23 protein-coding genes are annotated in these 25,421 nt (G+C 43.1%); 14 read left to right on the top strand and 9 right to left on the bottom strand.

The window, feature by feature from the left end; all coding sequences use genetic code 11:
• Window positions 1-38: 38 nt before the first annotated feature.
• Window positions 39-1,307 (bottom strand): L-methionine/branched-chain amino acid transporter, encoded by a 1,269-nt coding sequence (gene yjeH, locus L4C44_RS05120; RefSeq protein ID WP_428804528.1) that lies wholly within the window; start codon window positions 1,305-1,307, stop codon window positions 39-41.
• A gap of 231 nt (window positions 1,308-1,538) precedes the next feature.
• Between yjeH and L4C44_RS05115 the strand changes: the two genes are divergently transcribed.
• From L4C44_RS05115 to L4C44_RS05105, 3 genes are all read left to right on the top strand, one after another.
• A complete protein-coding gene (locus L4C44_RS05115; RefSeq protein WP_146490040.1) occupies window positions 1,539-2,000 on the top strand; it encodes an Lrp/AsnC family transcriptional regulator in 462 nt (153 codons plus the stop codon).
• Window positions 1,994-2,941: a LysR family transcriptional regulator gene (locus tag L4C44_RS05110; protein WP_146490041.1), complete on the top strand. Its 948-nt coding sequence runs from the start codon at window positions 1,994-1,996 to the stop codon at window positions 2,939-2,941. The genes L4C44_RS05115 and L4C44_RS05110 overlap by 7 nt, the downstream gene beginning before the upstream one ends.
• A 100-nt stretch (window positions 2,942-3,041) precedes the next feature.
• Window positions 3,042-3,656, top strand: coding sequence for a LysE family translocator (locus L4C44_RS05105; RefSeq protein ID WP_017630487.1), 615 nt, complete (start codon window positions 3,042-3,044; stop codon window positions 3,654-3,656).
• Between the two features lie 121 nt (window positions 3,657-3,777).
• Here the strand turns inward: L4C44_RS05105 and L4C44_RS05100 are convergent, their stop codons facing one another.
• On the bottom strand, window positions 3,778-4,941 hold the full coding sequence (locus tag L4C44_RS05100) for an alpha/beta hydrolase (protein WP_428804527.1): 1,164 nt from the start codon (window positions 4,939-4,941) through the stop codon (window positions 3,778-3,780).
• Window positions 4,942-4,994: 53 nt separating this feature from the next.
• On the bottom strand, window positions 4,995-5,225 hold the full coding sequence (locus L4C44_RS05095; RefSeq protein ID WP_009845683.1) for a hypothetical protein: 231 nt from the start codon (window positions 5,223-5,225) through the stop codon (window positions 4,995-4,997).
• 273 nt (window positions 5,226-5,498) lie between these two features.
• Here L4C44_RS05095 and hcp point away from each other — a divergent pair, with 273 nt between their 5' ends.
• Window positions 5,499-7,160, top strand: a complete 1,662-nt coding sequence (gene hcp / locus L4C44_RS05090) for a hydroxylamine reductase (RefSeq protein WP_146490043.1) — start codon at window positions 5,499-5,501, stop codon at window positions 7,158-7,160.
• Between the two features lie 104 nt (window positions 7,161-7,264).
• Window positions 7,265-8,344, top strand: a complete 1,080-nt coding sequence (locus L4C44_RS05085; protein ID WP_371713566.1) for an FAD-binding oxidoreductase — start codon at window positions 7,265-7,267, stop codon at window positions 8,342-8,344.
• A 239-nt stretch (window positions 8,345-8,583) separates the two neighbouring features.
• Here the strand turns inward: L4C44_RS05085 and L4C44_RS05080 are convergent, their stop codons facing one another.
• Window positions 8,584-10,020 carry a glyceraldehyde-3-phosphate dehydrogenase gene (locus L4C44_RS05080; protein WP_428804526.1) on the bottom strand — a complete coding sequence of 479 codons (1,437 nt, stop codon included), beginning with the start codon at window positions 10,018-10,020 and terminating at the stop codon, window positions 8,584-8,586.
• An 881-nt stretch (window positions 10,021-10,901) separates the two neighbouring features.
• Between L4C44_RS05080 and L4C44_RS05075 the strand changes: the two genes are divergently transcribed.
• A complete protein-coding gene (locus L4C44_RS05075; RefSeq protein ID WP_428804582.1) occupies window positions 10,902-13,493 on the top strand; it encodes an ATP-binding protein in 2,592 nt (863 codons plus the stop codon).
• A gap of 31 nt (window positions 13,494-13,524) precedes the next feature.
• Here L4C44_RS05075 and L4C44_RS05070 read toward each other — a convergent pair whose 3' ends face one another.
• The 3 genes from L4C44_RS05070 to L4C44_RS05060 all read right to left on the bottom strand — a co-directional run bounded on the left by L4C44_RS05070 (window position 13,525) and on the right by L4C44_RS05060 (window position 15,035).
• Entirely contained in the window at window positions 13,525-13,761 is a 237-nt protein-coding gene (locus L4C44_RS05070) for an SMP domain-containing protein (RefSeq protein WP_146490044.1), read from the bottom strand.
• 163 nt (window positions 13,762-13,924) lie between these two features.
• A complete protein-coding gene (locus tag L4C44_RS05065; RefSeq protein ID WP_146490045.1) occupies window positions 13,925-14,551 on the bottom strand; it encodes a D-Ala-D-Ala carboxypeptidase family metallohydrolase in 627 nt (208 codons plus the stop codon).
• 169 nt (window positions 14,552-14,720) lie between these two features.
• The gene (locus tag L4C44_RS05060; protein ID WP_060981617.1) at window positions 14,721-15,035 is read right to left on the bottom strand and encodes a DUF496 family protein; all 315 of its coding nucleotides are present in this window, start codon (window positions 15,033-15,035) and stop codon (window positions 14,721-14,723) included.
• A 195-nt stretch (window positions 15,036-15,230) separates the two neighbouring features.
• Between L4C44_RS05060 and L4C44_RS05055 the strand changes: the two genes are divergently transcribed.
• The 5 genes from L4C44_RS05055 to luxQ all read left to right on the top strand — a co-directional run bounded on the left by L4C44_RS05055 (window position 15,231) and on the right by luxQ (window position 20,439).
• Window positions 15,231-15,431 carry a hypothetical protein gene (locus L4C44_RS05055; protein WP_017630496.1) on the top strand — a complete coding sequence of 67 codons (201 nt, stop codon included), beginning with the start codon at window positions 15,231-15,233 and terminating at the stop codon, window positions 15,429-15,431.
• 63 nt (window positions 15,432-15,494) lie between these two features.
• The gene (locus L4C44_RS05050) at window positions 15,495-16,151 is read left to right on the top strand and encodes a YceH family protein (protein WP_428804525.1); all 657 of its coding nucleotides are present in this window, start codon (window positions 15,495-15,497) and stop codon (window positions 16,149-16,151) included.
• Window positions 16,152-16,466, top strand: a complete 315-nt coding sequence (locus tag L4C44_RS05045; RefSeq protein WP_428804524.1) for a GIY-YIG nuclease family protein — start codon at window positions 16,152-16,154, stop codon at window positions 16,464-16,466. It begins immediately after the preceding gene.
• 308 nt (window positions 16,467-16,774) lie between these two features.
• Window positions 16,775-17,869, top strand: a complete 1,095-nt coding sequence (locus tag L4C44_RS05040; RefSeq protein WP_146490048.1) for an autoinducer 2-binding periplasmic protein LuxP — start codon at window positions 16,775-16,777, stop codon at window positions 17,867-17,869.
• Window positions 17,869-20,439, top strand: coding sequence for a quorum-sensing autoinducer 2 sensor kinase/phosphatase LuxQ (luxQ, locus tag L4C44_RS05035; RefSeq protein ID WP_428804523.1), 2,571 nt, complete (start codon window positions 17,869-17,871; stop codon window positions 20,437-20,439). The genes L4C44_RS05040 and luxQ overlap by 1 nt, the downstream gene beginning before the upstream one ends.
• A 48-nt stretch (window positions 20,440-20,487) precedes the next feature.
• On the opposite strand, the gene L4C44_RS05030 is transcribed toward luxQ, so the two are convergent.
• On the bottom strand, window positions 20,488-21,147 hold the full coding sequence (locus L4C44_RS05030) for a PilZ domain-containing protein (RefSeq protein WP_060981612.1): 660 nt from the start codon (window positions 21,145-21,147) through the stop codon (window positions 20,488-20,490).
• A 193-nt stretch (window positions 21,148-21,340) separates the two neighbouring features.
• Here L4C44_RS05030 and L4C44_RS05025 point away from each other — a divergent pair, with 193 nt between their 5' ends.
• A complete protein-coding gene (locus tag L4C44_RS05025) occupies window positions 21,341-21,691 on the top strand; it encodes a HopJ type III effector protein (protein WP_285953495.1) in 351 nt (116 codons plus the stop codon).
• 109 nt (window positions 21,692-21,800) lie between these two features.
• Here L4C44_RS05025 and L4C44_RS05020 read toward each other — a convergent pair whose 3' ends face one another.
• The gene (locus L4C44_RS05020) at window positions 21,801-22,109 is read right to left on the bottom strand and encodes a DUF1289 domain-containing protein (RefSeq protein ID WP_428804522.1); all 309 of its coding nucleotides are present in this window, start codon (window positions 22,107-22,109) and stop codon (window positions 21,801-21,803) included.
• Window positions 22,110-22,267: 158 nt separating this feature from the next.
• Here L4C44_RS05020 and yegD point away from each other — a divergent pair, with 158 nt between their 5' ends.
• Together yegD and L4C44_RS05010 are read left to right on the top strand one after the other, a co-directional pair.
• Window positions 22,268-23,620 carry a molecular chaperone gene (gene yegD, locus L4C44_RS05015; RefSeq protein ID WP_428804521.1) on the top strand — a complete coding sequence of 451 codons (1,353 nt, stop codon included), beginning with the start codon at window positions 22,268-22,270 and terminating at the stop codon, window positions 23,618-23,620.
• A 491-nt stretch (window positions 23,621-24,111) separates the two neighbouring features.
• Window positions 24,112-25,170, top strand: coding sequence for a porin (locus L4C44_RS05010; RefSeq protein ID WP_102479721.1), 1,059 nt, complete (start codon window positions 24,112-24,114; stop codon window positions 25,168-25,170).
• Window positions 25,171-25,421: the final 251 nt, after the last annotated feature.

Below are 25,421 nucleotides of genomic sequence, written 5' to 3'. Positions count from 1 at the left end.
GGGCTTGCTTACAGTTTGTCGATTCATCATTAATCGAGTTATAACTTGTCGACAGAAACGGTTTTACCTTTACCTAGCCACTTACGCCAAGGGAGTGACAATGTCACAAAAATAGTGACAGCATAGAGCATCGACCAGCTTAAACAAATAAACACCAAGGTACAGATGACCAGTGAGAGCATGGCGGTGTATCTAGATGCGCCAGTCAGTAATCGGCAAGCGGCTAACATCGCGAGCAGATAAACCAGAACAAAAATACCGTTGGCGAGCTTGAGAAAGAACTCAAGGTCCAAGTTAGACAGCTCACCAATCACACACGAAATAAGCGCGATAAAGCCAATTGCTAATGTTGGGTAAAGTGGTACGCCGCGGCTGTTCAATTGAGCCATTCTACTTGTCGGAGTGTGTTGTCGAGCTTGAGCCCAGATCATTCGTGATAGGCTTTGTGTGTAAAGGTTGAGACTGGCAAAGCAAGCAAAGAAACCAAGTACACTGATGACCGTTTTGAAGCCATTGCCAAACAGTTGCTCTGTTACCCACGGGATGGATGCGGCATCAAATTCAGGTGAGCCGTAAGCCCCCAGTTTAAGAATCACCACGGAACAAGCCCAGTACACTAACCCCGCAACAAAACAGCCTGCAATGATGGCGATTGGGAAGTCACGTTGTGGATTTTTGAACTCCTCTCCCATGTGAGCAAAAGCTTCTATTCCGACAAAGCACCAAAACATAACAGCCAAAGCTGCGCCGATAGACCACATCGAATCGGACGAGATAGCAGGAAGAGTAACATCGGCTATCGTGATATCGGCTTTCCAAACAAAAGCGCTAACTAAGGCGAAAATCGACAACGCGATTACGGTTTGTAGGCGGCCAGAAGATTTACTGCCCATCAAGTTGACGGCAATCAGCAGGGCTACGGTAAAGGACTGAGCACCAAGCGGTGTGTCGAGAGGTGCGGGTAACAATTGTTGAGCAAAGCCGCCCGCTAATGCAATCGCAGCTGGAATGCCGACAGGAATAACACTCACAAACAACCAAGCAACACTTGTTTCTAAACGCTCGCTGAACGCTTGGCGTACAAAATAGGCGGTGCCACCTGCGTTGGGGTAGCGTTTTCCTAATGCTGCAAAGGTAAGGGCGATTGGGCAAATGGCGATAAACAAGATTAACCATGCCAGCAGTGACAACTGACCTGCAATACCTGCAGCGATAGCGGGAATCATAAATAGCCCAGTACCCAGCAAGGTCGTAGATAGCTGTCCAATTCCGGACATTAGCGTGATTTCTTGTTTGAGTTGTGTCATTCGCTCTCCTAGCTTTTGGTGCTTATTCTGGGATGGGTAATATTGAGATTGAAATCATACATTGTCGACATCAATAATACAGCTAGCGAAACGTCGTAAGACACCGCTATTTTGACGGTATTAATCCGTTTAAGCGTGAAAATGTCGGTTGTCATAATGGCTGTTATAAGTCGGAAAGTTGTGTCAAATTAGGCGTTATAAATAGAACAATAAGTGGAAAGAATCAAAAGTATGGATAAATTTGATCGCCAGATTTTGGATATTCTCAAAACCAATGCACGATGCTCAGTGAGCGATATCGCCCGAGATGTCAGCCTCTCGCGCTCGGCAGTGAATGCCAGAATCAAAAAACTGGAAAGCGACAAAGTGATTACGGGTTACTGCGCTCAAGTGACAGAGCCAAATCAAACGAAGAATGTGTGCGCTTATATTTTGCTGAAATTCGACATGTCGAGCAGCGACCATAGTTGTGAATCTTACGCGCAACGAATCCAGAGTATTGATGGTGTGCAATGGTGTCATTCGATAAGCGGTGAGACCGATATGATGCTGTATGTTGAAGTAGAAAGCATGGAGCGTTTAAATCAAGTTCGCGACCAACTGCAAAGCTATCCAGATCTGCGTCACCTAATGACTCATACTGTGCTGACCGAGTTTTTTAACAAACTGAACCCGACGGTAACTTCATGCTAGGCAATATCAACTTAAACCTATTGCGTTCATTGCATGTGCTTCTTGAAGAGTGCCATGTCAGTCGAGCCGCTCAGCGTCTGCACATCACGCAGTCGGCGGTTAGCCGTCAACTGGCTCAGCTTAGAGAGCTATGTGGTGATCCTTTGTTGGTTCGTGATGGGAACAAACTGGTTCCAACCAACCGTGCTTTGTTGCTTAAAGGCAAGCTCGATGACTTGCTGGGCGAGTTTGACCACTTATTAGATGATAAGCCATTTGATCCACAAGATTGGCAAGGTGAATTGGTGTTGGCTTCGAGTGATTATGTTGCCCAGTATATCTTGCCCATTATTGTGTCCGAGGTGTCGAAGGACGCGCCCCATATCAACTTGGCTTATCGCTTGTGGCAGCCTAACTTCCTTGAAACGCTCAATGAATCAGGTATTCACTTGGCGTCGAGTATGTTCCCCCAAAAGCCGGATCATGTCTCAAGTATCAAACTCGGAGAGGATAAGTCCGTGTGTTTGATGAGAGCCTCTCATCCGTTGGCTAAGCAATCAGCCATAAGCTCGGAAGACATCGTGAGTTACTCACATATCAAAGTCACGGGTGGGGGAGACAAAGACAGCTATTCGGATATTGCGTTAAAGAAACAGGGACATAAACGCAGAATCGCATTGCAGGTACCGTTCTTTTCATCGGCGGGAAACGTGTTAATGCAAGACGATTACTTGATGATTGTGCCGGAGCATATTGCTTATAACTTGGGGCGACATCTCGATGTCGCTTACTTTTCGCTGCCGTTTGAGACAGAAATGCATACCTATTGGCTGATATGGCATCCTAAGTATGACAACGACTCTGCCCATAAATGGGCTCGAGAGAAAGCGTTTAAAGCCATCCAAAAGTCGAGCTACAATATAAGTATGATTTCAAATCATACTAGTAATGATAATCTTTGATTTCAAATAATACCTGCTGCGGCATATTGTAAGCGCTAAGTATTGAGTATTAATTGTAGAGTGTTCAGCTGGAACGCTTTGTTTTACTAGGAATGGAATGATGACAGTAACAATTTGGTTTTCTTTATTAGCGATTTGCTTGTTGGGTGCAATGTCTCCGGGCCCAAGCTTGGCGATGATCGCTAAGCATAGTTTGGCTGGTGGCCGTATCAATGGACTTATCGCAGCTTGGTCACACGCGGCTGGCATCGGTATTTATGCCTTCGCAACCATCGTCGGTTTGGCTGTGTTACTAGAACAATCGCCAATGCTATTTAAAGGGATCAGCTTGGCGGGGGCTGCGTATCTGCTTTACCTTGGTGTGAATGCGTTGCGTTCGAAAGGCGGCGTTGCAGCGAAATTGGAAGCGGGTGAACAAATGAGTTATATGCAGTCTGCTCGCGAGGCTTTCTTGATCTCTATCTTGAGCCCAAAGATCGCGCTGTTCTTTATCGCTCTGTTTAGCCAATTCGTAGCGTTAGGTAATGAACTCAGCAATCAAGTGATCATTGTTTCAACACCGTTGATTGTTGATGGTCTTTGGTACACCTTCATCACCTTGGTGCTATCGAGCCCACTGATCGTTGAAAGAATCCGTTCTAAAGCGCAGCTGATTGACCGACTTTCAGGTGTGGTTTTGATTCTGCTTGCAGTTCGTGTGGTGTGGACGATCTAGCGGTAGTCCGGACACCGAAAAATGACGCGGATAGCAACGACACGGATCTAAACTATATCCATAAAAAAGGCTCACTAGACATTATCGAGTGAGCCTTTTTAGGTTTTTATCGAGTGAGTCTTTAGCCTTCTGAGTTCAGAACTTCGTCTAGCTTTTTCATCGAATCGGAAAAGTAAGGGTTGTAGGTTAAACGCGCATGGTTTTTACCTTCTTCGCGATATCCCCACGCTGAGTACCATACTTCACTGGTCGCATTGCACTGTTCTTCAAAACCTTGAGCCTGACCATTCGAGCAGATCTTCTCGCTGCCATTGATGCCGTAGTACGGATTGTTTGGCGAGAATAACAAGCCCATGTGCGAACCGTTAGAGATACGTTGTTCAGGGATCTTCATACTGTATTGAACCGCGCGAGGATCGTCGAGTGTGGTTTCCCCTTGCCAAATCAATACGTTGTTTGGGTTTGGCATAGACTCAGTAAACGCCTGCTGAACATAGCTAGTATCAATCACACTGTCGCCTTCACTCATCATAATGAACACTGGCTTATCGAAGTGTTTATCTTGTAAGTCTTCGCGAACCACTTCTGAAGTTTCGTAATAAACCGAAGCACCATTCATTGGCAGTGAGTTATAACGCAGTACATTGTCTTCAGGATCTTGATCGGCCCAAGTGACAAAATAGCTCGCTAGCCCAGCATATTGAACCGCAGGTGAGCTCGGTTGAAACGCTGGAGAGAACAGCAGTAGCCCAGAGATCTTTGGATCATGCATCGCTTGTGACGTTACAAGGTTCGCACCTGTTGAATAGCCGCCTAGCCACACAGAGTCATACTCTTGTTCGAGTAACTTCGTATGGTGAGCCACTACGCCTTGCCAGTCTTCCAAGCTTGGCTGCATTAAATCACCCACACGACTACCGTGACCCGGAAGCAATACCGTTCTCACTAGGTAACCTTGCTCAGCCAAATGGGTAGCTATGTCGTTAAATGAGTAGGGTGAATCACCTAATCCATGAACCAATAACACCGCCTTGCCGTTAGGTTCGGTAGGTTTGTATTCAGTCGGGGAGTTCAGTTGAATCTCGAGTTGCTTGTCTTCCGTCATGAACACACGGTTATTCAATAACCAATCTTGGGTGTCATTGACGTAGGCATTAAAGCTGCCTTGCTGATAGTTAGGCAAGTCTGGAGAAGTTTCGTAAGCGGGTATAGATGTCTCGTTGGAACAACCAACGAGATTTAAAGTTGTTAAGGCCAGCAGTGCTAGGAGGGGCTTTTTTTGCATTATGTAATCTTGTCTCTGTTGTGCTTTCACTATGCTTGAAACTAAAGTTTAGGTTACTTTCTGCTTGAAAGATCTTCGTATTCACCTTCAATAACACCGGCATCACTGGTTGATGATTGACGTGTGTTCATGTGGGCTGCGAATCCCTGTTTCTTCATTTGATTCTGAATGCGCTTGCCAGTGATTAAAGCTGCAATAGCTAAAGGAATAGCAAGGATCAAGCTAGTGAATAACGCCAAAAGGCCAGTAAACAACGCAACAATCGTAACTAATATATTTTTCATGTTCATTCCTCTTTTTCTATGTTGTTACTTTATCGCTTCTATTCTGAACGAAACATGAACGTCGTTAATTAATCTTCGAGAGTCACTATGACACGCATGTGTGCCCTTAAGGAGTTTATATGTAGTCATAATCACGCACTAAAATAAGGGAATAAAACTAAGTTCAATAAAATCAATTAGTTAAAAGTTGGCACGGTTGATGCTTTATAGGGTTTGGAATAAGTCACTGTAAGCAAAGCACTTATAGTTAACAAAAATATTACTGGAGCCCTTATGTTCTGTATTCAATGTGAACAAACAATTCAAACCCCAACCGTAAAAGGCTGTTCTTTCGCACAAGGTATGTGCGGAAAAACGTCGGAAGTATCCGACCTTCAAGACGTGTTGGTGCATTCTCTGCAAGGTGTCTCTTTTTGGGCAAGCTTAGGTCGCGCTTGCGATGTTATTGATACAGAAGTTGATGAGTGGGCACCAAAAGCATTCTTCGCAACACTGACTAACGTTAACTTTGACCCTGCTCGTATTATCGAATTCGCACAACAGTCTCATGAATTCAAGCAGCGTTTAGAGCAAAAAGTTCGCGCAGCAGCAACATTGATTGGTTTTGAAATTCCAGCACTTTCGGCTGCTGCGCAATTCGATCTTCCAACAGATTCTTCAGAGCTATTGGCACTTGCGCCTCAAGCTGCGGTAAACCGCGGTCACGACTCTCAACACGAAGACGTGATTGGTCTTCGCCTTCTTTGCCTATACGGCTTAAAAGGTGCGGCAGCCTACATGGAGCATGCTCGTGTTCTTGGTCAAACTGACAATGCTATTTTCGCTGAATACCATGAAATCATGGCATTCCTAGGTACAGATCCAACCGACCTAAAACAGTTACTTGATACATCAATGCAGATTGGCTTGATGAACTACAAAGTAATGGAAATGCTAGACAAGGGCGAGACAGATACATTCGGTCACCCACAACCTACAACGGTGAATGTGAAGACTAAGAAGGGTCACTGCATCCTTGTTTCTGGTCACGACTTACATGATCTAGAAAAGATCCTTCAACAAACTGAAGGCAAGGGCATCAACGTTTACACTAACGGTGAGATGCTACCTGCACACGGTTACCCTGAGTTGAACAAGTACCCACACCTTGCGGGTAACTACGGCAGCGCTTGGCAGAACCAGCAAAAAGAATTCGCTAACTTCCCTGGTGCCATCGTAATGACATCTAACTGTCTGCTTAACCCTGATGTAGGTTCATATGCAGACCGTCTATTTACACGTAGCATTGTAGGCTGGCCGGGTGTTGATCACCTTGAAGGCGACGATTTCAGCGCAGTAATCGACTGTGCTCTTGCGCAAGAAGGTTTCAAACACGACGAGATTGAGCAGATGATCACTGTCGGTTTTGGTCGTAACGCACTGATGGAAGCGGCACCTGCGGTTATTGAGCAAGTGAAAGAAGGCAACATCAAGCACTTCTTCCTAGTGGGTGGTTGTGACGGTGACAAGTCTGAGCGTAGTTACTACACAGACTTCACAGCTCAAGCGCCAGAAGATTCAGTAATCCTGACATTGGCATGTGGTAAATTCCGTTTCAACAAGAACCAATTCGGCGACATCAACGGTATCCCACGTCTGTTAGATGTTGGCCAATGTAACGATGCTTACTCCGCGATTCAGCTTGCTATCGCACTGTCTCAAGAGTTTGATTGTGGCATTAACGAACTACCACTAACGCTGGTTCTATCTTGGTTCGAGCAAAAAGCAATTGTTATCCTGCTTACTTTGTTCGCTCTGGGTGTGAAAGGCATTTACACTGGTCCAACTGCACCTGCATTCCTAACAGAAAACTTACTAAAGATTATTCAAGATGAGTTCGATATGCGTTCTATCACAACGCCAGATCAAGATCTTAAAACAATCTTAGCAGCTTAATTTAAGCCAACCTGAAGCCTCGTTGTTGTGACGTTTTTAATAAAACAGTCAACGGCGGGGCTTTTTAGATTTAAATCTTTAGTCATCAGCAAGGTGCGTGAACTATGTATGCATGGTCGGATAGCGATTCAATCAATTTAGTGTGTTTAAAGAAATGGCACGAGACGCCAGATACGGTCAGCTTTGAGCTTGGTAGTATTCCACAAGACTTACATTTTAATTTTAAGCCAGGGCAATTTATTACTCTGGGTTTGGATATGCCGACGAAAACGGATTACCGTGCCTATTCTGTGGCCTCTTGCCCGGAAGATAACCGCCTGAAGTTGACGGTAAAGCGTGTGGAAGGTGGTTTGGTTTCGAACTTTATTGTTGATGAACTTGACGAAGGTGATGAGGTTTCAGTATTGAAACCTGCAGGTGTGTTTAACTGTATTGATTGCATGCCAACGGCGACGAAAAAAGTAACGCTAGTGAGTGCGGGCTGCGGCATCACACCTGTGATGGCGATGGCAAAATACTGGCTCGCTCAAGGTAGTGACATCGAGATAGATTTCGTTCACATGGCACGTAACAAGCTTGAGACTATCTATTTTGAAGAGCTTCATAAAATGGATGAAGCGCACGCGAACTTCAATTTAAGATTACTTCTGAAAGACAGTGAGGGAACAACAGCTCCTCAAGGTCGTTTAGATAAGAACTGGTTGGTAAAACTGAGCCCAGATATCTTAGACAGAACTGTTTACTTGTGTGGGCCTGTCGGTTTTATGCAAGACATAGAAAGTTACCTGAAAGAACTAGAGTTCAACATGGAAAACTTCTATCAGGAAAGTTTTACACCAGCAACTCAAAGCAATAATTCACTAGCTAATAGCAATACTGCCTCAGCAGAATCACAAGCAGAAGGGTCTGCGGATTCGAATGGGACTGTTAAGGTATTTGTACCTGCGTTTGGCGCAGAAGTTGAAGCGGAAGCGGGCACACCATTGGCGGATTCATTAGAAAAAGCAGGCGTTCCAATTATTATCGCTTGTCGTAGTGGGATCTGTGGTTCTTGCAAATGCAAAGTGACCAAAGGGTCTGTGGAATCCAGCAGTCAAGAAACATTGACGCCAGAACAGATTGAACAGGGGTACGTGCTTGCATGTTCAAGCTCGATTCAGTCAGATGTTGAGGTTGAGTTATAACAGAAGTGAAGCTGTGCAAGAGTGATGAAGACAAAGTCTTGCAATAGCGATAAAAGTGAGGGCGCTAGATGTAAAAAGGCCACCTAGATCCGTTAGAGAGAGCAGATCTAAGTGGCAACCCTCTTGTTTATACGGGGGAGTAAAACAAAAGAGGTTGCGAAGCCCATACAGACTTCGCAGATATAGTTATTATGTTGTGGAGCTTTTTGCGATGGACGTATCTACAAGAGCGAAGTTGATTAAACTTCAGGGTATGTCTTGTAGCGTACACCCATCATCTGTTCCATACAGTGAACAACCTGACAGCTGTAGCCAAACTCGTTGTCGTACCAAATGTACAGCACGGCACGGTTGTCTTGTGCGATAGTCGCCACACCGTCAACCACACCTGGGTGACGAGAGCCAACCAAGTCCGTAGATACAATCTCAGTCGAGTCTGTGTAATCGATTTGTGCAGACAAAGCAGAAGACAGCGCCATTTCACGTAGGTACTCGTTCAACTCTTCTTTGTTTGTGCCTTTCTCAAGGTTTAGGTTAGCTACAGCCATTGAAACGTTTGGCGTAGGTACGCGAATCGCATTACCTGTTAGCTTACCTTCCATTTCTGGCATTGCTTTTGATACCGCTTTAGCTGCGCCAGTCGATGTCAGAACCATGTTCAATGAAGCAGCACGACCACGACGGTCACCTGAGTGGAAGTTGTCGATTAGGTTTTGGTCATTCGTGAATGAGTGAACCGTTTCGATGTGACCAGACAGAACACCAAACTTGTCGTGAACCGCTTTCAATACTGGTGTAATCGCGTTGGTTGTACAGCTTGCTGCCGAGATGATTGTGTCTTCTGGCTTAATCACATCTTCATTCACACCAAATACCACGTTCTTGATGTCGCCTTTGCCTGGCGCAGTCAGTAGAACTTTCTTCGCACCGTTACACGCAACGTGTTGGCTCAGGCCTTCCGCGTCACGCCATACGCCTGTGTTATCAACCACAAGTGCGTTTTCAATACCGTAAGTCGTGTAATCCACTTCTTCTGGTTTGTTTGCGTAGATAACTTGGATGAAGTTACCGTTAACGATGATCGCTTTGCGTTCTTGGTCTACCACGATGCTGCCGTTGAATTGGCCGTGTACAGAGTCACGACGAAGCAGGCTTGCTCGTTTTTCTAGGTCGCCATCTTTGCCGCCACGTACAACGATGGCACGCAAACGCAGTGGGTAACCCGGACCACTTTTCTCGATCAACAGGCGAGTTAGCAGTCGGCCAATACGACCAAAACCGTACAATACAACGTCACGAGGTTCTGTCATCGCATCGCCTTCAAGCGATTCAATGAGTGCAGTTTGTAGGAAATCATCCAACCCGTGTGTGTCTTCGCGATCTTGCCAGAATGAATGCGCAAGGCGACCAACATCAATACGGCATGGAGACAAGTCCATAGAGAGAAGGTGTTGAATGATTGGTTGAGTCTGTTCTGCTGTAAGAGGAGAACCAGTGTAACGTTTTGCGATGCGGTGAGCTTTGATGATGTCGATAGTTGTCGCGTTAACCAGGGTCTTACCGAAGAGGATAACTTCTACGCCTTTTTGACGGTATAACTGACCTAAAGTTGGAGCGATGGATTCAGCAATAGTTTGACTAGTTTGCCAGTCTAGGAGGTGCTTTTCGGGACTCATCTTTACTCGGGACCTTTCACGTTAAGTTTCTGCATTCATGGCGGTTGTAGGGAAGCCAATCAGCATAGGGGATTTGAGGCATCAGGCTGTGGTCTTTATTGCCACTTAAATGTGCTTGATATGCCTTGTGTGCAACTTGTAATTTTTATGTGGCAGGATTGTAAGGTACGACGGGTTATTCTGCTAGGAAAAATAAATGCAGACAGATTATCTGTAAGTTGGCTTTATATTAGCCATAAATCAAGATTTGAAGGTCGATAAAGACTATTGACTTTAACAATCTGTAGCACTTATTTTTCGCCAAAAAATACTCAAATCAAAATATTATATGTAATAAAAGTCATAGTGATCATTAAGGGTGTGATCGTTAGCTCAAGTTACACGTAAACAGTAAACGACAAATAAGGGAATCAACCAGTATTGTTGTTCGACCTTTGAATAAGCCTAGCTTGAGCGTGAAAAGTGCATCACGCAAACGTTTGGATGTCACAATTTTACCCTAACTATCCGCTTTGTTAGCGCGCAGAGTCATTATTTACAGTCTAGTTGAGCCTCTAAATGTGGCCGTTCACTTGTTATGTGGGTGATAATAACTTGAGAAAACGTCTTTTGTTTACATTTTGCTCACTGAAACCTCGCTTTTCTAAACTTCACTTAGCAAAAGCACGCCTCTCCGCTTTAAAGCTCTGTTCTTCGAATTTTTCGTTCTGGGTTCAGAGTATCGTTTGTTCATATCCAATTTGATCAATAACCCTCTGTTAATGTCCTATTCTTAACTTGGGCTAGGTAAAATTACTTTCGGGAAGGGAGTTGTTATAAAAATGATAAATATGTCAATTGGATGGCGTCTTATATTTCTTTCCACGGTTTCTGTATTCATCATGTTTGGTTTTACAGTAAATGAAGTGCTTAAGAACGATAAGAAGATGAACCACCTCGAAACAACACGCATTAAAGTTGAAGCGCTTCAATCTTTTAATACGGTTTCAAGTGATGCTTATCGATGGTTAGTTTTGTCTAATGACTCCCTTGAGAAAGGTCAGCTGCTTTTAAACCTGCATACGGAATTGGATAGACTCACTCAGTATGAGGCACAACTGCAACAGCTAGACAGTAATTGGAGTGTTGAATCACAATTGGTTGAGCTTAAGGAGGTTTTAGCAAACTTAGCTAGTGCGACCTCGAATATTAATAACAACGCATCATTGATTACTGACAACAACACACATCTAACAGAGCAGGCCTTTGACTTATTGAAAGATGTGTTAATGGAGCTATCTGAATATCGTCTTAACATAGTGGATGAAAAGATCGCTCAAGCTGATGCGATGTTTGTCAATCTTACGCACTATGTGTTCTGGACTCAGCGAGAAGCGTGGTTGAGCTACCGCTTGTATCGTGCTCCAGAGTTGATAGAGCAATATTTATTGAGTTATGTTGGTGCTTTAGAAAGGCAGCAGCAGTTATTAGATACGTTTTTCCGATCAGGAAGCCGCTCGCCTGAAATTAGAAAGTTATTAAGTACGTTTTCTAAAGATGAATTTCAAAACCGTTTTACAGCTCGAATCCTTAAAGGAGATTTCTCGTCACCTGAAATATATGACTATGTGCAAGGTCTAGAACGAAAGAAACTGGCGATTTCAAATGCGGTTGGTGCTTATACCAAGCAATTACAGTTTGACCTGACGAGAAACATTGCGCTGCAAAAAAGACAAACCTTGATCATGACAGTTCTGATTCTTGCTGTATCTGGTGTTTTATTATGGCTAGGTGTTGCGACGTCTCTTCGCCTAAATAGAAACCTATCGATTATCTTGAAAGGAGTCTCTGAATGCGCAGATAGCTACGGCAAGCCAAAGGTCATTCATATTCAAGGGAATGATGAACTTGCCCAGTTCACTGAAACTCTAAATCGAGTGATGGAGCGCAACTATCAACATAACAAAGAGCTAGTACAAGCAAAAGAAGATGCGATCTCGGCTAACAAGGCCAAGAGCGCATTTTTAGCCAACATGTCCCATGAGATACGTACGCCACTCAACGGGATTATTGGGATGGCTGAGATCTTATCTCAAAGCCAACTGAGCGTGAATCAACAAGAAGTGTTAGGAGATATCGAATCGTCTTCTCACTCATTGCTGGTTCTGCTGAATGACATCCTTGATCTGTCCAAAATCGAGTCGGGTAACTTAATGCTATCGCCACACAATGCTGATCTGAGAGAGGCGGTATACGACTCAGTAAGTGTGATTTTATCCAAAGCGATAAGTAAGGATATCGAGCTCGACATCAATATTGATTCTCAAACGCCGCCACAATTGTTTTTCGATGAGTACCGCGTGAGGCAGGTACTGACTAATCTGTTATCTAATGCCATCAAGTTTACGTCCAAGGGTACAATTACAACAGACATTGCTTATACACCCATGTCTATGGGGAGAGGCAAGCTGGAATGCAGTGTGTCTGATACCGGTATTGGAATTGAGCCAGAGAAGTTAGAGTCTATTTTTGAACCTTTCACTCAAGAAGATGGCAGTATTACTCGCCAATTCGGTGGAACAGGACTAGGGCTTGCGATTTGTCGACAGCTTGTTGATTTGATGGGCGGTTATATTACCGCGCGCTCAGTGAAAGGGAAGGGATCTACATTCACATTTTGTCTGTATGTAGACACTATCGAAGTTCACGTTCAAACCTTCAACAACCTAAGCCGTGCGACGATTATTTCGAATTCTTTCAATTACCTCGATCAACTGGTCAAAGAATGCGAACGCTTAAACGTTCGACCTAATGTCGTGTCATCCATTTCGGATCTTGATGAGAGCCTGAAAGAAAGCGACTTCATACTTTATTGTCATACGCTGCATCACTCCATGGAGAAAGATCTTGCTACGTTGAAGGAAGCATACCCTTTGACTCGAGTCATCGTGTGTCAGCATCATCTATTTAAAACCAATCTAATCACAGAAACGGTTCACTCAACTCATACATTGCCATTCTTGGGTCGACGATTCTTAAACAGCTTACAATCGCTTGATGTTGGTGAAGAACAAGCGCCGACGGTGGAAGCAAAAGATGAAGAGGTTCGTTCTCTGAACCGACGTATTCTGATTGTTGAAGACAACCTAATGAATCAGAAGATAGCGAGCTTCTTCCTTGAGCAAGCGGGTTATGAATATTTGATTGCCAGTAATGGCCAAGAAGCGGTGGACGTGATTACTCAAGGTGCTCAGTTTGATGCGATCTTGATGGACTGTATGATGCCTGTTATGGATGGGATAACGGCGACTCGTGCGATTCGACAGTGGGAAACCGTTCAACAAGCCGTACCATTACCCATCATTGCTTTAACCGCGAGTGTGTTAGAAGAAGACATTAAAGATTGCTTTGAAGCGGGCATGAATGCCTATTTACCAAAACCTTATAAGTCTCACCAACTGTATGATCTTTTCAGTAGCCTTGATATTGTTTAACTGCTTCATTATCAGGCTAGCGATGTGCAAACTAACGAACTTCCAATCCAAGATTGTATTGTGCAAGGCAACGACCTACATAACTAATCTTTAGTAATGCAGCCACCAAGATAGTGCTGATGTGTGCCATTATTTGAATTGGCAGTGAGAAGTGATCGGCCATCGGATAAGCAACAATAATGCTGAGTAGCATAAGCAAGGCGGTGATAGCTAAACTGAAGTTTGAAACAGAAAGTAGAGTTTGAAAGCGTTGAGTCATCGTCTTCATATTGAATTCCTAGTTACTAATAGTTCTTTTGATACTTAACTAATAGCAATTAGCGATCCAAGTTTAAAGTTGTTATTTATCAGTGTTTTAATTTTCATTGAGGTCTGTTGGGGTCAAAAGGACACGCTGTTTTATCGTGTCGTTTTGACATTTATGTGTTCTTTTACCATTGCCTAAAGCCACAGGTATCAATATGGAACCGAACACCAGAATACAAACCTAGACCAACGTTATTTTTCTGACCAAATTCAGCATGAACCTTTTTAAGCTTCACGTGTAGATCTTCACGAGTAATATCATTGGCGGGAACCAAGTCCAACGCGCAAAATTCCAAGTGTTTACTTCGTAGTGCACCGCCAGCTTGCTGATTGTAGATATCGGTTCGCTCTCCAGATACTGGTATAACAACACCGATTTCAGGCTCAATATATTGCTGTATGTACTTAAGGGTGTTGATCATGTTTGGCACATGTTTCTTATTCGGGAGGGTAAACAAGGTTGTATTACTCATTGCCCAATCCGTCCCTTGCAGCAAGACTAGATGCAGAGGCATGCTTTGAGTTATGCCATTGTCCTTGAGTTGTTGTCCGATTGCTTTGACTTGGTCTTGAGCGTGGTTGAGGAGCATCCAACCTCGAAATGCTGAGCGGGTTGGAACCTTATAGCCATGAACATCGACCACGAGATCGTCATAAGTGATTTCTGTCTCTTCGGTATAAAGCTTCTCAAACTCTTCAGGGTAGGGTTGTGCAGTTGATAGCGCTAAGGTTATCAGAATACTTGCGTACATAAGGTCTCTCCATAGCTGATGTTCACTCGTTATTTTGTTTCATACTGCTGTTGAGTTTTATATCGTTACTTACGTACGCTTAAGTATAGACACTAGAATTTAGGCACAAAAAAACCCACTACAAAGAATGGGTTATTAACATTATTACAAGTTAATCAACGAGGTTAGATTACTTCTTACCCTGGATTTGCTTGTCTTCTTCTGTTAGTTCACGAATGCGGCGGCTGATGTCGCGACGAGCTTTAGAGATCTCTGCACTCTTGATGATGTGATCGTCAACACGGTCTTCGTAGTCAGCCTTCATGTTTTTGATAATGCCTAGGATCTCGTCGTGAGTCATCTCTGGCTTGATGTAATCAAGTAGGTTATCAAGAAGGTCGACACGCTTACGGTTGTCACGAACTTTCTTTTCGTTGTCTAAAAGTTCACGCTTAAGTTTGTTCTTACGTCGTGCTTGGCTAACAATTTCAAATACGCTGCTCATAGATTCCTTTTCCTAATCTTCAAATACATTGTCTGGATCTGATTAAAGCACATCAATTGATGATGTAACAGTCTTTAGATCAAAGCAAAAGTAAGGTTGTTTAATTATTCGTCACTCTCGCTGATGTGTGATTGTTTTTATCTCACCGATCAAGTTAGTATCCCATGTAGATACTGCATTGATACGAAATGTGAAATGAATCAACAACAATTAGAAACCGAAGAATTGGACGATAACGTCACTGAATCTTCAGCAGAACAAAACAAGCTTCGTGATGCGTATGTACAAGAGCGTACTTATTTGGAAGTCGTGGAAATAGAGCTAAACCGTTCTAAGATCATAATGATTGATGAGCAAGGCAGAAAGAAACGAGTACCGATTTTGTCTGAGCACTAGTCTTCATTGACTGCATTGTTAGGTGTTGAGATGGAATTATCAAAATAATAAAAAGGAAAAACGATGAACACAGTACTTTCCCCAATTGAAGCGAGAGTTATCGGTTGCTTGATCGAGAAAGAAGTCACTACTCCCGATCACTACCCATTGACACTGAATAGCTTAACAACGGCTTGTAATCAAAAGAGTAACCGTGAACCTGTTCTTTCACTGTCTGAATCAGACGTTTTAGATGCGGTTGATGGTTTGATTTCGCGTCGCATGGTAAGCGACGAAAGCAGTTTCAATAGCCGTGTTAATAAGTATCAGCATCGTTTCTGCAACACTGAGTTCGGTGATTTGCAATTCACAGAGCAAGAACGCGCAATCATCTGTTGTATGTTGCTGCGTGGCGCTCAAACTCCAGGTGAACTCCGCACTCGAACTGGCCGACTAGCGAACTTCAGCGATGTAAAAGAGGTGGAAGCGACACTTGAGAAGCTAGCTGCAAGAGAAGCGGGCGCGCTAGTGGTCAAGCTACCACGCGAAGCGGGCAAGCGTGAATCACGTTATCAACATCTGTTGAGCGGTGAAGTGGATGTTGAAGCGTTTGCGACGGCATCGGTAAGCGCGGCAGCACCTTCTGCATCGAATGAAAAGTTTGAAGAATTAGAGTCAGAAGTCGCAAGCCTGCGAGCAGAAGTGGCAGAGCTTAAGGCTCTGGTTGAATCGCTGCTTTAAATGTCAGACGTTGATAAAAATGCGGATTGGGTCGTGTACTTGGTCCGCAATCGTTACAATGCCCTTTATTGTGGCGTGACGAATAATTTGGAACGTCGGTTTGAACAACACCAAACGGGCAAAGGTGCAAAAGCACTAAAAGGAAAAGGACCGCTGACGTTGGTTTGGAGTTTTGGGGTTGGGTCAAAAAGTGAGGCGTTGAAAACCGAATACGCGATCAAACAATTACCCAAATCTCGTAAAGAAAAATTGGTATCACTCAAACTAATAATTGAGTGGCAAGAAGACCAAATTCAATATATCGAAGTCTCATAATTCATAGCCAAAATGTTTGTTATTGATTAAATCTTAATAATGTAAGGGTCTATAATAAATCAAGCTAAGCTTATGAATTTAAATGGTAATTACTCTTACTGTTAATAGGCTGAAATCATGATTGAACTAGTTGTTCTTAATCTCCATTCCAAATTAACATGTTACTCATTTAGAATGTCGTTCTAATTATTGTTAGACGCTATCATTTCTCATCGTTGTCCTACATAATATCTTTCAGCCATACAAAGAGATGGTGTCATGCTAGGTTAAAAAATGAGCCAAAGTAGCTCATATAAAACGAGAAAAATATGAAACGTTTACTGATGTTGTTTGGACTTGCCGTATTTTCTGCGTCCGCTCTATCCCATGGTACTCATGTCCTCAATGGGTACTGGGAATACCAAGATTATCTTTCCACTTTTCCAGAGCAAAAAGCATTGACCGATAAAATGGTCGAGGCTGTACAAAATCACCCTGTGCCATTGAGAAGAATCCAAGACGAGCCAATTACGATTTCCGTGGTGTATCCGGGTCAACAAATCTCGGATTACTGGGTTCGTAATATTCAAGCTTTTGAGAAGCGTCTCGATAGGCTGAAGATCCGCTACCAAATAAATCAAGTATTTACCCGTATTAATGCTGATCTCGCGCAGCAGAGCATTTCATTGCAAGAAGCGATTGAAAACAAGACGGATTATTTGATTTTCACGCTAGATACCACGCGCCACCGCAAGTTTATTGAGCACGTGTTGACCTCTACAGATACTAAGTTGATTCTTCAAAACATCACAACGCCAGTGCGAGCTTGGGCAGATAGACAGCCATTTATGTATGTGGGTTTTGATCATGCGACAGGCAGTTTAAAACTGGCGGACTATTTTAAACAAGTAAGCCAACCAAACAGTAAGTATTCTGTTTTGTATTACTCACAAGGCTATATCAGTGATGCGCGTGGAGATACTTTTATCCATGAAGTGAATACTGATACGAACTTTACCCTTAAGTCTTCGTTTTACACCAAATCAAACAAAGACAGTGGCTACCAAGCGGCGAAAATCAGCATAGAGAACGATAAGGATCTAGACTTTATCTATGCATGCTCAACGGATGTCGCTCTTGGTGCAGCGGAAGCCATCCGCGAATCGGGTCAAGACATCTTAGTGAATGGTTGGGGAGGCGGCTCTGCTGAACTTGAAGCCATTGCAAGGGGTGACCTAGATGTTACTGTCATGCGTATGAACGACGACACGGGCATTGCGATGGCAGAGGCGATCAAGTGGGATCTAGCCGGTTTGGAAGTACCTACCGTTTACTCTGGTGAATTTGAAATTGTGACCAAGGAAGATTCCCCAGAACGTATTTCAGAACTTAAACAGCGAGCATTTAGGTACTCAGGTCAATAATGAAGAAAAGCTATGCCAGTACACCAAGGAACACCTTAGCAAAACTCATTACACGTATCATTATTTTAGTGATAGGCGTGATGGCACTTGGCGTGCTTATTCATAATTATGAAACCAGTAGTAGCATCGTCAAACAAGAAACTAATCGAACGGTTCAGCAAACCTCTAGCCTGATCCAGAATATGTTTGATTATCGTTTGTCGGTGTTGCAAATCCACCAAGATAGTAGTTCACACAGTGAGACGCTACGGGAGTATTTTGATACCAACGATGCAGATGCTCTGAGCTACTTTTTCTTTGGTGTTGACCAACGTGAGCCTGATCATGCGCCAGATTTACGCTTTGTCTCTACCCACGATGGTTTGGCTTGGGAAGATGGCAACAGTCAGTTTTATGGTTTGGATGAGTCCAGCTTAAAGCATATTTCTGATGAGGTTTCGTTCAGCAGTAATTGGCATTTTATTAAATTGAGGACCAATATAGGTAAGCGTCACTTGTTGGCTCGCCGTACCCCTATTGTTGATAACGCTACTGGGGAAGTTCTTGGTCAGCTCTACATCGCTATTGTGCTTGATAACAACTTCTCGTTGGCTGAGTCAATCCAACAGGGCAGTAACTGCGAAAATATCGTTATTGAGGCGCATGGTACACCGGTTACATCGACATTCAGTGGTGATGAAAGCTATACCATTACAGACATCCTCAATTATCAAATGTACGAGCAGTTGCCTCGTCATTTTGTCACTATCGCAACCATTAAGATCAATGCTGTTGAAACTCCTTTAATCATTCGAGCTATTCAAAAAAACAACAATTTCATTGCGTTAGAAGAGAATTATCAGCGCGCAATCATCGTGGTGATTGTGGTGATCATATTGATGTCTTTTTTTGCGCGAACTTGGATTCAAAGAAGGGTCGCTGCTGAACTAGATAAGCTGATGGATTTCACTCGCTCAGCAAGTGATGGGGAAGAGTACAGCAAGTTCGATGGCTCTAACATTTTCGAATTTCATCATATTGGTTGTACCCTTGAAGACACCTTTGAGCGTTTATCGGAACAGAATCAAAAGTTCCAAGATCTCTTTAACTTTGCCCACTCACCGATCCTGGTTTGGTCTGAGAAAGGCGACTTAATCCAGATGAACCCCGCGGCTCGAATGGCGTTATTTGATGCCGATGACAATTACGGATCGGTGGCTCAAGAGTTTGAAACCCGAATGCTGCCGAATATTCAGATGGTCGTTCAAGGCTCGAAACTAACGGGTATCAATGTGCCGATTGGCAAGAAGGTATTTCGCTGGAACATGTCTGCAATAAGCGTTGAACACGGTATCACTGGTGTGGTAGTGCAAGGACAAGATATTACCAAGCTTATTGAAGCTGAGAGGCAAGCAGATCGAGCAAGAGAAGAAGCAGAACACCTTGCGAATGTACGTGCAGACTTCTTAGCTAAGATGAGTCATGAGATTCGTACTCCACTAAACGGTATTCTCGGTGTTTCTCAGTTACTGAAGCGCTCTATACACAGTGAAGATAACCGAGAACAGGTGGATGTACTTTGTAATAGTGCGGAGCATCTACTTGCGGTACTTAACGATATTTTGGATTTCTCAAAGATAGAGCAGGGGCAGTTCAATATTCAAAAGAAAAACTTCCGTTTGGGGGAGTTGGTCAATACGTTGGACAGCATTTATCGTCCGCTTTGTGAAGATAAATCATTAGCGTTTACGATTGTGAATCACATAGTTGATGACATCGAAATAAATACCGACCAAGTGCGTCTTAACCAGATCATGTTTAACCTGCTGAGTAACGCCCTTAAGTTCACTCACCAAGGTGGCATTTCCGTGAGCTTTGAACTCGAAAGTATCTTTAATTCAGACCATGCTAGTTTGGTCGTTCGAGTGAAAGATACAGGTATTGGTATCGATGAAAGTAAAATTGATGCTGTGTTCGAACCTTTTGTTCAAGCTGAAGAGACTACTACTCGTGAGTATGGTGGAACAGGGTTGGGTTTAACGATTGTAAAAAACCTTGTCGATATGCTGGAGGGGGACATCCAAGTCCGAAGCGTTATAGAACAAGGTTCGGAGTTCATTATAGAAATACCTGTGGAAGTGCGCTCTAAGTCGCTCTTGAGCATTAAGCAACAAGTGAATATCGATCCAGAGGCGTTGTTTAGCCGGTCTTTGAAGGTGCTGCTGGTGGAAGATAATCACACTAACGCCTTTATTGCTCAAGCTTTCTGCAAAAAATATGGAATGGTAGTTACTTGGGCAAAAGACGGTTTAGAAGCGATAGAAATGGCTAAGGCGACAGCCTATGACCTTATCTTGATGGATAACCAACTTCCCAATCTAGGTGGTGTTGAAACTACACAGCAATTAAGAGGCGAAATTGGTGTCACAGCTCCAATTTATGCGTGTACCGCTGATGCTCAAGATTCAACCAGAGACAACTTTATGGCTGCAGGAGCGAATTACGTGATTGTAAAGCCTATTAAAGAAGAGTCGTTACACCAAGCATTTGTTCATTTTAAAAACTTACACTGGGATGTAACGAAATACTAATTTGACTCTTTGAAAGCGCTATAGATCAAGTATTGTGAATAAAATCATTTATACAAAGCCGGCAACAAAGGCCTGCTCTAACAGCAGCGTTTTTAACTCGTCACTCATATCTAGGTGTTCAGGGAACTGAATGCCTAACAGCCAGCCTTGGCCTTGTCGTTTCTTGCTCACCACTTTGTAGACCAGTTCACTATCTAAGTACTCACTTAAGACAGAGTTTACTTGTATCTTCCAACCTACATCGATATCTGATTGTTGCGTGATATAAATGCCGCAACCTGAAACTGAAAAATCGACCAAAGTGGCATCCAATGACAAAGTATCAAAGGTGACTTCACAGCTAAGGCGTACCTTGTATCTTTCGTGTTCTCGGATAGGCTTGCTTGCAAAGCTCGAAGGAGGACGCAGGAAAATAAGGTGCGCGGGCGAGGTGATATGAGCCAGTACATTGGTTTTAAAGGCGACAATATGCCCCAGTTCAGTATCTGTGATAGCACGAACAATAATATCTACATTGATGAGTTTTCTGAGCGTCAGAGCTTCTGTCGCTTTTTGTGAAAGCTCTAGGATAAGGTACTGATCTTCTTTGTATCCGATATAAAGTGTACTGATCTGGATGGAGTCGTCTGGGCCAAATTCTAATACAGCTGCTGTTTTTGTACCTGGTTTAAGGTATCTAAACAGTTCTAAGTTCTTATCTTTATGCATATTCGTTACTGAACAATGTTAACCGCTTGATAAAATAATATAACGCCCTGACAAAACTATGTCATTACTTTCATTGAGGTAATTAGCATTGTAAGCCCAAAAGTGAATCGCTGTCCAAAGTAAACAACGGCTTACTCTTACCGAAAAACAAGATACACTGCTGTCAGTTATATACTTGATGGAGAAATAGTAAATGGAACTGGAAACCTTATTAAATACTCTGGCTGAAACTCCAGAAAGCGTGCAATTTGAAGAAACAATGCAGGTGATTGAAGCTCACTATGATTTTACGGAGAGTGAATTTCGTAATGGTGAGGTGGTGAATGCAGCAGGGCAAAATAATGGTTCGTGTAAGATTTTTGCTTTTGGTTTAGCGCAAGGTCTATCAGTAGAGCAAACACTTGCTTGTTTTGGTCAATTTTATCGTAACGACGTGCTAGCTTTTCCTAAGAACACCGATCATCAAAATATTCGTAACTTCATGGTTCATGGCTGGAACGGAATACAGTTTTCTCAGCCTGCGCTGGTTGCAAAAGCTAAGTAATAAGTAAATTGCTTTAAAGAAGAAGTAAATACTTACTAAACAATAAGTGTTTTGAAGCGAGATTTGATTTTCTCGCTTTTTCTTTTTGAGTGGCTTTTATCTTGGTGGGCTACTGAATCGGCAACTCAGACAAGCACTTACGACACATGCATACCCCAGTTTTAGGTACGGAGTTAGTATCTCTCTTCTCTAGTTCAAAACACCAACACGTTTCTTTACCTGCACTAATATCGCACTGAGCCGGTTCATTGCATTGTGGACACTGGTGAGTGGAACTTACACCGCTAAGGTTATTCATGACTGACAGTCTTTCGTCTTCAGATAAGCTTTTCCAGCCTATAATCTCATCCATAGTTCGAAAGCAGCCACTGCACATTCCACCGTTATTTTTACAAGCCGCTAGGCAAGGTGTTTTCATTTATCTAACCTGTGATTCATTTGCGCTGAAATGTAGCATACTTGTTTCGCTATTAAGAGTCAGAAAAATAAAAATGAGCAAGCGAAAGAAGCAAATGACCTCGTAATTTCAAGGCTTTTCAGGTAGCATCTTGCCCCTTTTGTTGAGTGGGGGATACTATGTTTATTGGATTTGATTATGGAACAGCTAACTGTTCTGTCGCGGCGATGGTTAATGGAGAGCCAAGCCTGTTACCACTAGAAGGTAACAACCATTATATTCCCTCAACTGTGTTTGCGCCCACCCGTGAAAGCGTTTCTGAACATCTATTCCGCCACTTGAATATCAAGCCGAGTGATGCGATCGGTGAACAAGTACTCCGACGTGCTATTGCTCTGAACAGAGAAGAGAGTATCGATCTAGTGCCAGAAGACATGGCATTTGGTCAGGCTGCGTTGGATCTCTATTTAGAAGACCCTCGCGACGTTTATTATGTTAAGTCCCCTAAGTCTTTCCTTGGTGCGAGTGGACTGCACGATGTTCAGGTCAGCTTTTTCGAAGATTTGGTGTGTGCCATGATGGCCAATATTAAGCACCAAGCCGAGCTCACGACTCAAGAACAGATCAAACAAGCGGTTATCGGCCGACCAATTAACTTTCATGGTCGAGGTGGTGAAGAGGCAAACAGGCAAGCTGAAGATATATTGTCTCGCGCAGCTAAGCGTGCCGGTTTCTTTGATATCGCTTTTCAATTTGAGCCAGTAGCTGCAGGTCTTGATTACGAAAGTACATTAACTGAAAACCAAACGGTATTGGTTGTGGATATTGGCGGTGGTACCACCGATTGTTCATTGTTAGAAATGGGACCAACTTGGTCTGGTAAAGCGGATCGTACCCAGAGTTTGCTCGCACACAGTGGACAAAGGGTAGGGGGCAATGACCTAGATATCTATCTTGCTTTCAAACAACTGATGTCACCTTTTGGTATGGCCAGCAAAGGCATTTCGGGTATCGATATGCCACTGACTCAATTCTGGAATCCAATTGCGATTAATAATGTTGAAGCTCAAAAGAATTTCTATTCAAGAGAAAACCTAGCAGCATTGAAATTACTTCGTAAAGAAGCGTCAGAGCCTCAAAAGCTAGAACGTTTGATGAAGGTTTATCATGATACTTTAGGTTACGGCATTGTGCGCAGAGCGGAAGAAGCTAAGATCGCGCTGGCAGAATCCTCTCAATATCGTGCTGCAATTAATGTTGCCTCTGAATTGGTCGAAGTGGACATCTCAATCGAACAGATGGTTGAAGCGATTGAAACACCAAAGTCTAAGATGATTGAGTTGGTTAAAGAAGCGATTCAACAAGGCCAGAAAAAGCCAGACGTAATCTACATGACGGGTGGTTCAGCTCGTTCACCGATACTTCGTGAAGCTGTACAACAAGCTGTGCCTAACGTACCTATTGTGAGTGGCAACTATTTCGGTTCGGTAACTGCAGGTTTAGCTCGCTGGGCTGAAGTTTGCTTCAAATAAGAGTTTAATGATGTGTTATTAGGGAGCAACCAGTTGCTTATTGGTTGCCCTTTTTTTGTATTTTTTCTAGTGCACTTTCAATTGAGTGATTTTTCCTAGCTCAAATTGAGAATTGTTTCACAAAGAAAAATATTTCAGCTGAGTTCTATATGTTACAAAATGTTTCAAGGTTAAAGGTGTGTCACTCAATGGTCTAATGAGTAATATGTTGCTTTGAATTTTAATGCTACTTTCACGATTGAAAAATCAAAATCTGACAAGGTGTCGGTCTCAAAATATAAAAAGGTTACGGCGGGTTTGTGTTCTATCCTTTTGTTTAATATTGATTTTTTGTTTTTTATAGTGTGATTTGTTTTATTTTATATATTTTAATGCAACTTTTTTGTCATTCGTATATTAGTGTTTTCCTACTTGTTAAATGCAGGTAACAACTTCTCCGTAAGCACGAGGTTGTTAGTGAATAACTCACCCAGTTACAAATGGATATGACAATGAATAAGAAACTTTTAGCGCTAGCAATTTCTGGTGCAGTATTTGGTACACAGGCAGTTGCAGTAGAACTTTACAACGAAGACGGCACAACATTCTCAGTTGGCGGCCACGTTTCAGTTGCTGTTGGTGATGTAAACAGTGGTGACCGTATCAACGAAGATGATATCGGTGTAGAGTCTGTTTCTCCACGTATTAACTTCAACGCTACTCATGAACTAGGCAACGGCTTTACTGCTGATGCTAAAGGTGAATGGGCGCTAAACATGCTTGACGGCGGTGATGAAGCATTCACAACTCGTCTAGGCTACGTTGGTCTAACTCATGATGACCTAGGTCGTGCAGCAGTAGGTACTCAATGGGCACCTTACTACAACGTTGCTGGCGTTGCTGATATGCCAATCGCTTTCGCAAACGACTTTATTTACGATGATCACGGTAACCTAGGTACTGGTCGTGGCGAAGAGATGGTGAGCTACGCTAATGCACTAGACTTCGGAAACGCAGGCTCTCTAAGTGCAGCTGTTGCATGGCAAGGCCGTAAGGCAGATAAAGACAATGGCAACGATTACGGAAACCGTGGCCAGATCGCTTTGAACTACGCTATTGCTGACTTTACTGCAAACTACGCTTACAACACAGGTGACGTTGATTACGCAGGTTTTGTTGGCTCAAAAACTGCTGATTCTCACGTATTAAGTGCAACTTACGGTTCATACGGCGCGGAAGGTCTATACCTTGCAGGTGTATACGCAATGAACAACTACATGAACTCTGCGACTGTAGGTAGCTTCACTGGTGTACTAGAAGAGTCTGTAGCAATTGAACTACTAGCTTCTTACGCTCTGTCTAACAGCCTTAACCTAAGCGTTAACTACGAAGCGGTAGAAGACGACAAGAACAGCGAAACTGTATACAGCACAACGGCTCTACAAGCTGAATACAACTTCACATCTCAGTTCGTAGGTTTTGCTGGTTACCAGTTTGATCTTCAAGGTTCAGGCCTTTACAAGAAAGATGCTGACGACCAATGGCTACTTGGTGCTCGTTACTACCTATAAGTCGCAGACTTATTTAGCATAGTGTTTACTCCTTAAGTTTACCTTTTAGGATACTGTCCTAGACACCATGCTAAGCCCTCTCAAACCTTTTGGTTGGAGAGGGCTTTTTTCGTTTAGAACTTTTATCTGGATTGTTATTTCGTACTGCTGCGATCTTCGGATAAAAGTATTTAAATCATTTAATTGAGTTAAAGATCAGAATTTAGATATTGGTAACCATCTTGTCGAAGACTCTCATTTTATGATGCGTT

The sequence above is a fragment of the Vibrio satsumensis genome (genome assembly GCF_050337435.1).
GTDB lineage: Bacteria > Pseudomonadota > Gammaproteobacteria > Enterobacterales > Vibrionaceae > Vibrio > Vibrio satsumensis.
This window is presented reverse-complemented; position numbering and strand designations above follow the sequence as displayed.

Coding starts and splice junctions, on each gene's coding strand:
- yjeH (WP_428804528.1), bottom strand. CDS start 1,307: ATGACACAACTCAAACAAGAAATCACGCTAATGTCCGGAATTGGACAG.
- L4C44_RS05115 (WP_146490040.1), top strand. CDS start 1,539: ATGGATAAATTTGATCGCCAGATTTTGGATATTCTCAAAACCAATGCA.
- L4C44_RS05110 (WP_146490041.1), top strand. CDS start 1,994: ATGCTAGGCAATATCAACTTAAACCTATTGCGTTCATTGCATGTGCTT.
- L4C44_RS05105 (WP_017630487.1), top strand. CDS start 3,042: ATGACAGTAACAATTTGGTTTTCTTTATTAGCGATTTGCTTGTTGGGT.
- L4C44_RS05100 (WP_428804527.1), bottom strand. CDS start 4,941: ATGCAAAAAAAGCCCCTCCTAGCACTGCTGGCCTTAACAACTTTAAAT.
- L4C44_RS05095 (WP_009845683.1), bottom strand. CDS start 5,225: ATGAAAAATATATTAGTTACGATTGTTGCGTTGTTTACTGGCCTTTTG.
- hcp (WP_146490043.1), top strand. CDS start 5,499: ATGTTCTGTATTCAATGTGAACAAACAATTCAAACCCCAACCGTAAAA.
- L4C44_RS05085 (WP_371713566.1), top strand. CDS start 7,265: ATGTATGCATGGTCGGATAGCGATTCAATCAATTTAGTGTGTTTAAAG.
- L4C44_RS05080 (WP_428804526.1), bottom strand. CDS start 10,020: ATGAGTCCCGAAAAGCACCTCCTAGACTGGCAAACTAGTCAAACTATT.
- L4C44_RS05075 (WP_428804582.1), top strand. CDS start 10,902: ATGTTTGGTTTTACAGTAAATGAAGTGCTTAAGAACGATAAGAAGATG.
- L4C44_RS05070 (WP_146490044.1), bottom strand. CDS start 13,761: ATGAAGACGATGACTCAACGCTTTCAAACTCTACTTTCTGTTTCAAAC.
- L4C44_RS05065 (WP_146490045.1), bottom strand. CDS start 14,551: ATGTACGCAAGTATTCTGATAACCTTAGCGCTATCAACTGCACAACCC.
- L4C44_RS05060 (WP_060981617.1), bottom strand. CDS start 15,035: ATGAGCAGCGTATTTGAAATTGTTAGCCAAGCACGACGTAAGAACAAA.
- L4C44_RS05055 (WP_017630496.1), top strand. CDS start 15,231: ATGAATCAACAACAATTAGAAACCGAAGAATTGGACGATAACGTCACT.
- L4C44_RS05050 (WP_428804525.1), top strand. CDS start 15,495: ATGAACACAGTACTTTCCCCAATTGAAGCGAGAGTTATCGGTTGCTTG.
- L4C44_RS05045 (WP_428804524.1), top strand. CDS start 16,152: ATGTCAGACGTTGATAAAAATGCGGATTGGGTCGTGTACTTGGTCCGC.
- L4C44_RS05040 (WP_146490048.1), top strand. CDS start 16,775: ATGAAACGTTTACTGATGTTGTTTGGACTTGCCGTATTTTCTGCGTCC.
- luxQ (WP_428804523.1), top strand. CDS start 17,869: ATGAAGAAAAGCTATGCCAGTACACCAAGGAACACCTTAGCAAAACTC.
- L4C44_RS05030 (WP_060981612.1), bottom strand. CDS start 21,147: ATGCATAAAGATAAGAACTTAGAACTGTTTAGATACCTTAAACCAGGT.
- L4C44_RS05025 (WP_285953495.1), top strand. CDS start 21,341: ATGGAACTGGAAACCTTATTAAATACTCTGGCTGAAACTCCAGAAAGC.
- L4C44_RS05020 (WP_428804522.1), bottom strand. CDS start 22,109: ATGAAAACACCTTGCCTAGCGGCTTGTAAAAATAACGGTGGAATGTGC.
- yegD (WP_428804521.1), top strand. CDS start 22,268: ATGTTTATTGGATTTGATTATGGAACAGCTAACTGTTCTGTCGCGGCG.
- L4C44_RS05010 (WP_102479721.1), top strand. CDS start 24,112: ATGAATAAGAAACTTTTAGCGCTAGCAATTTCTGGTGCAGTATTTGGT.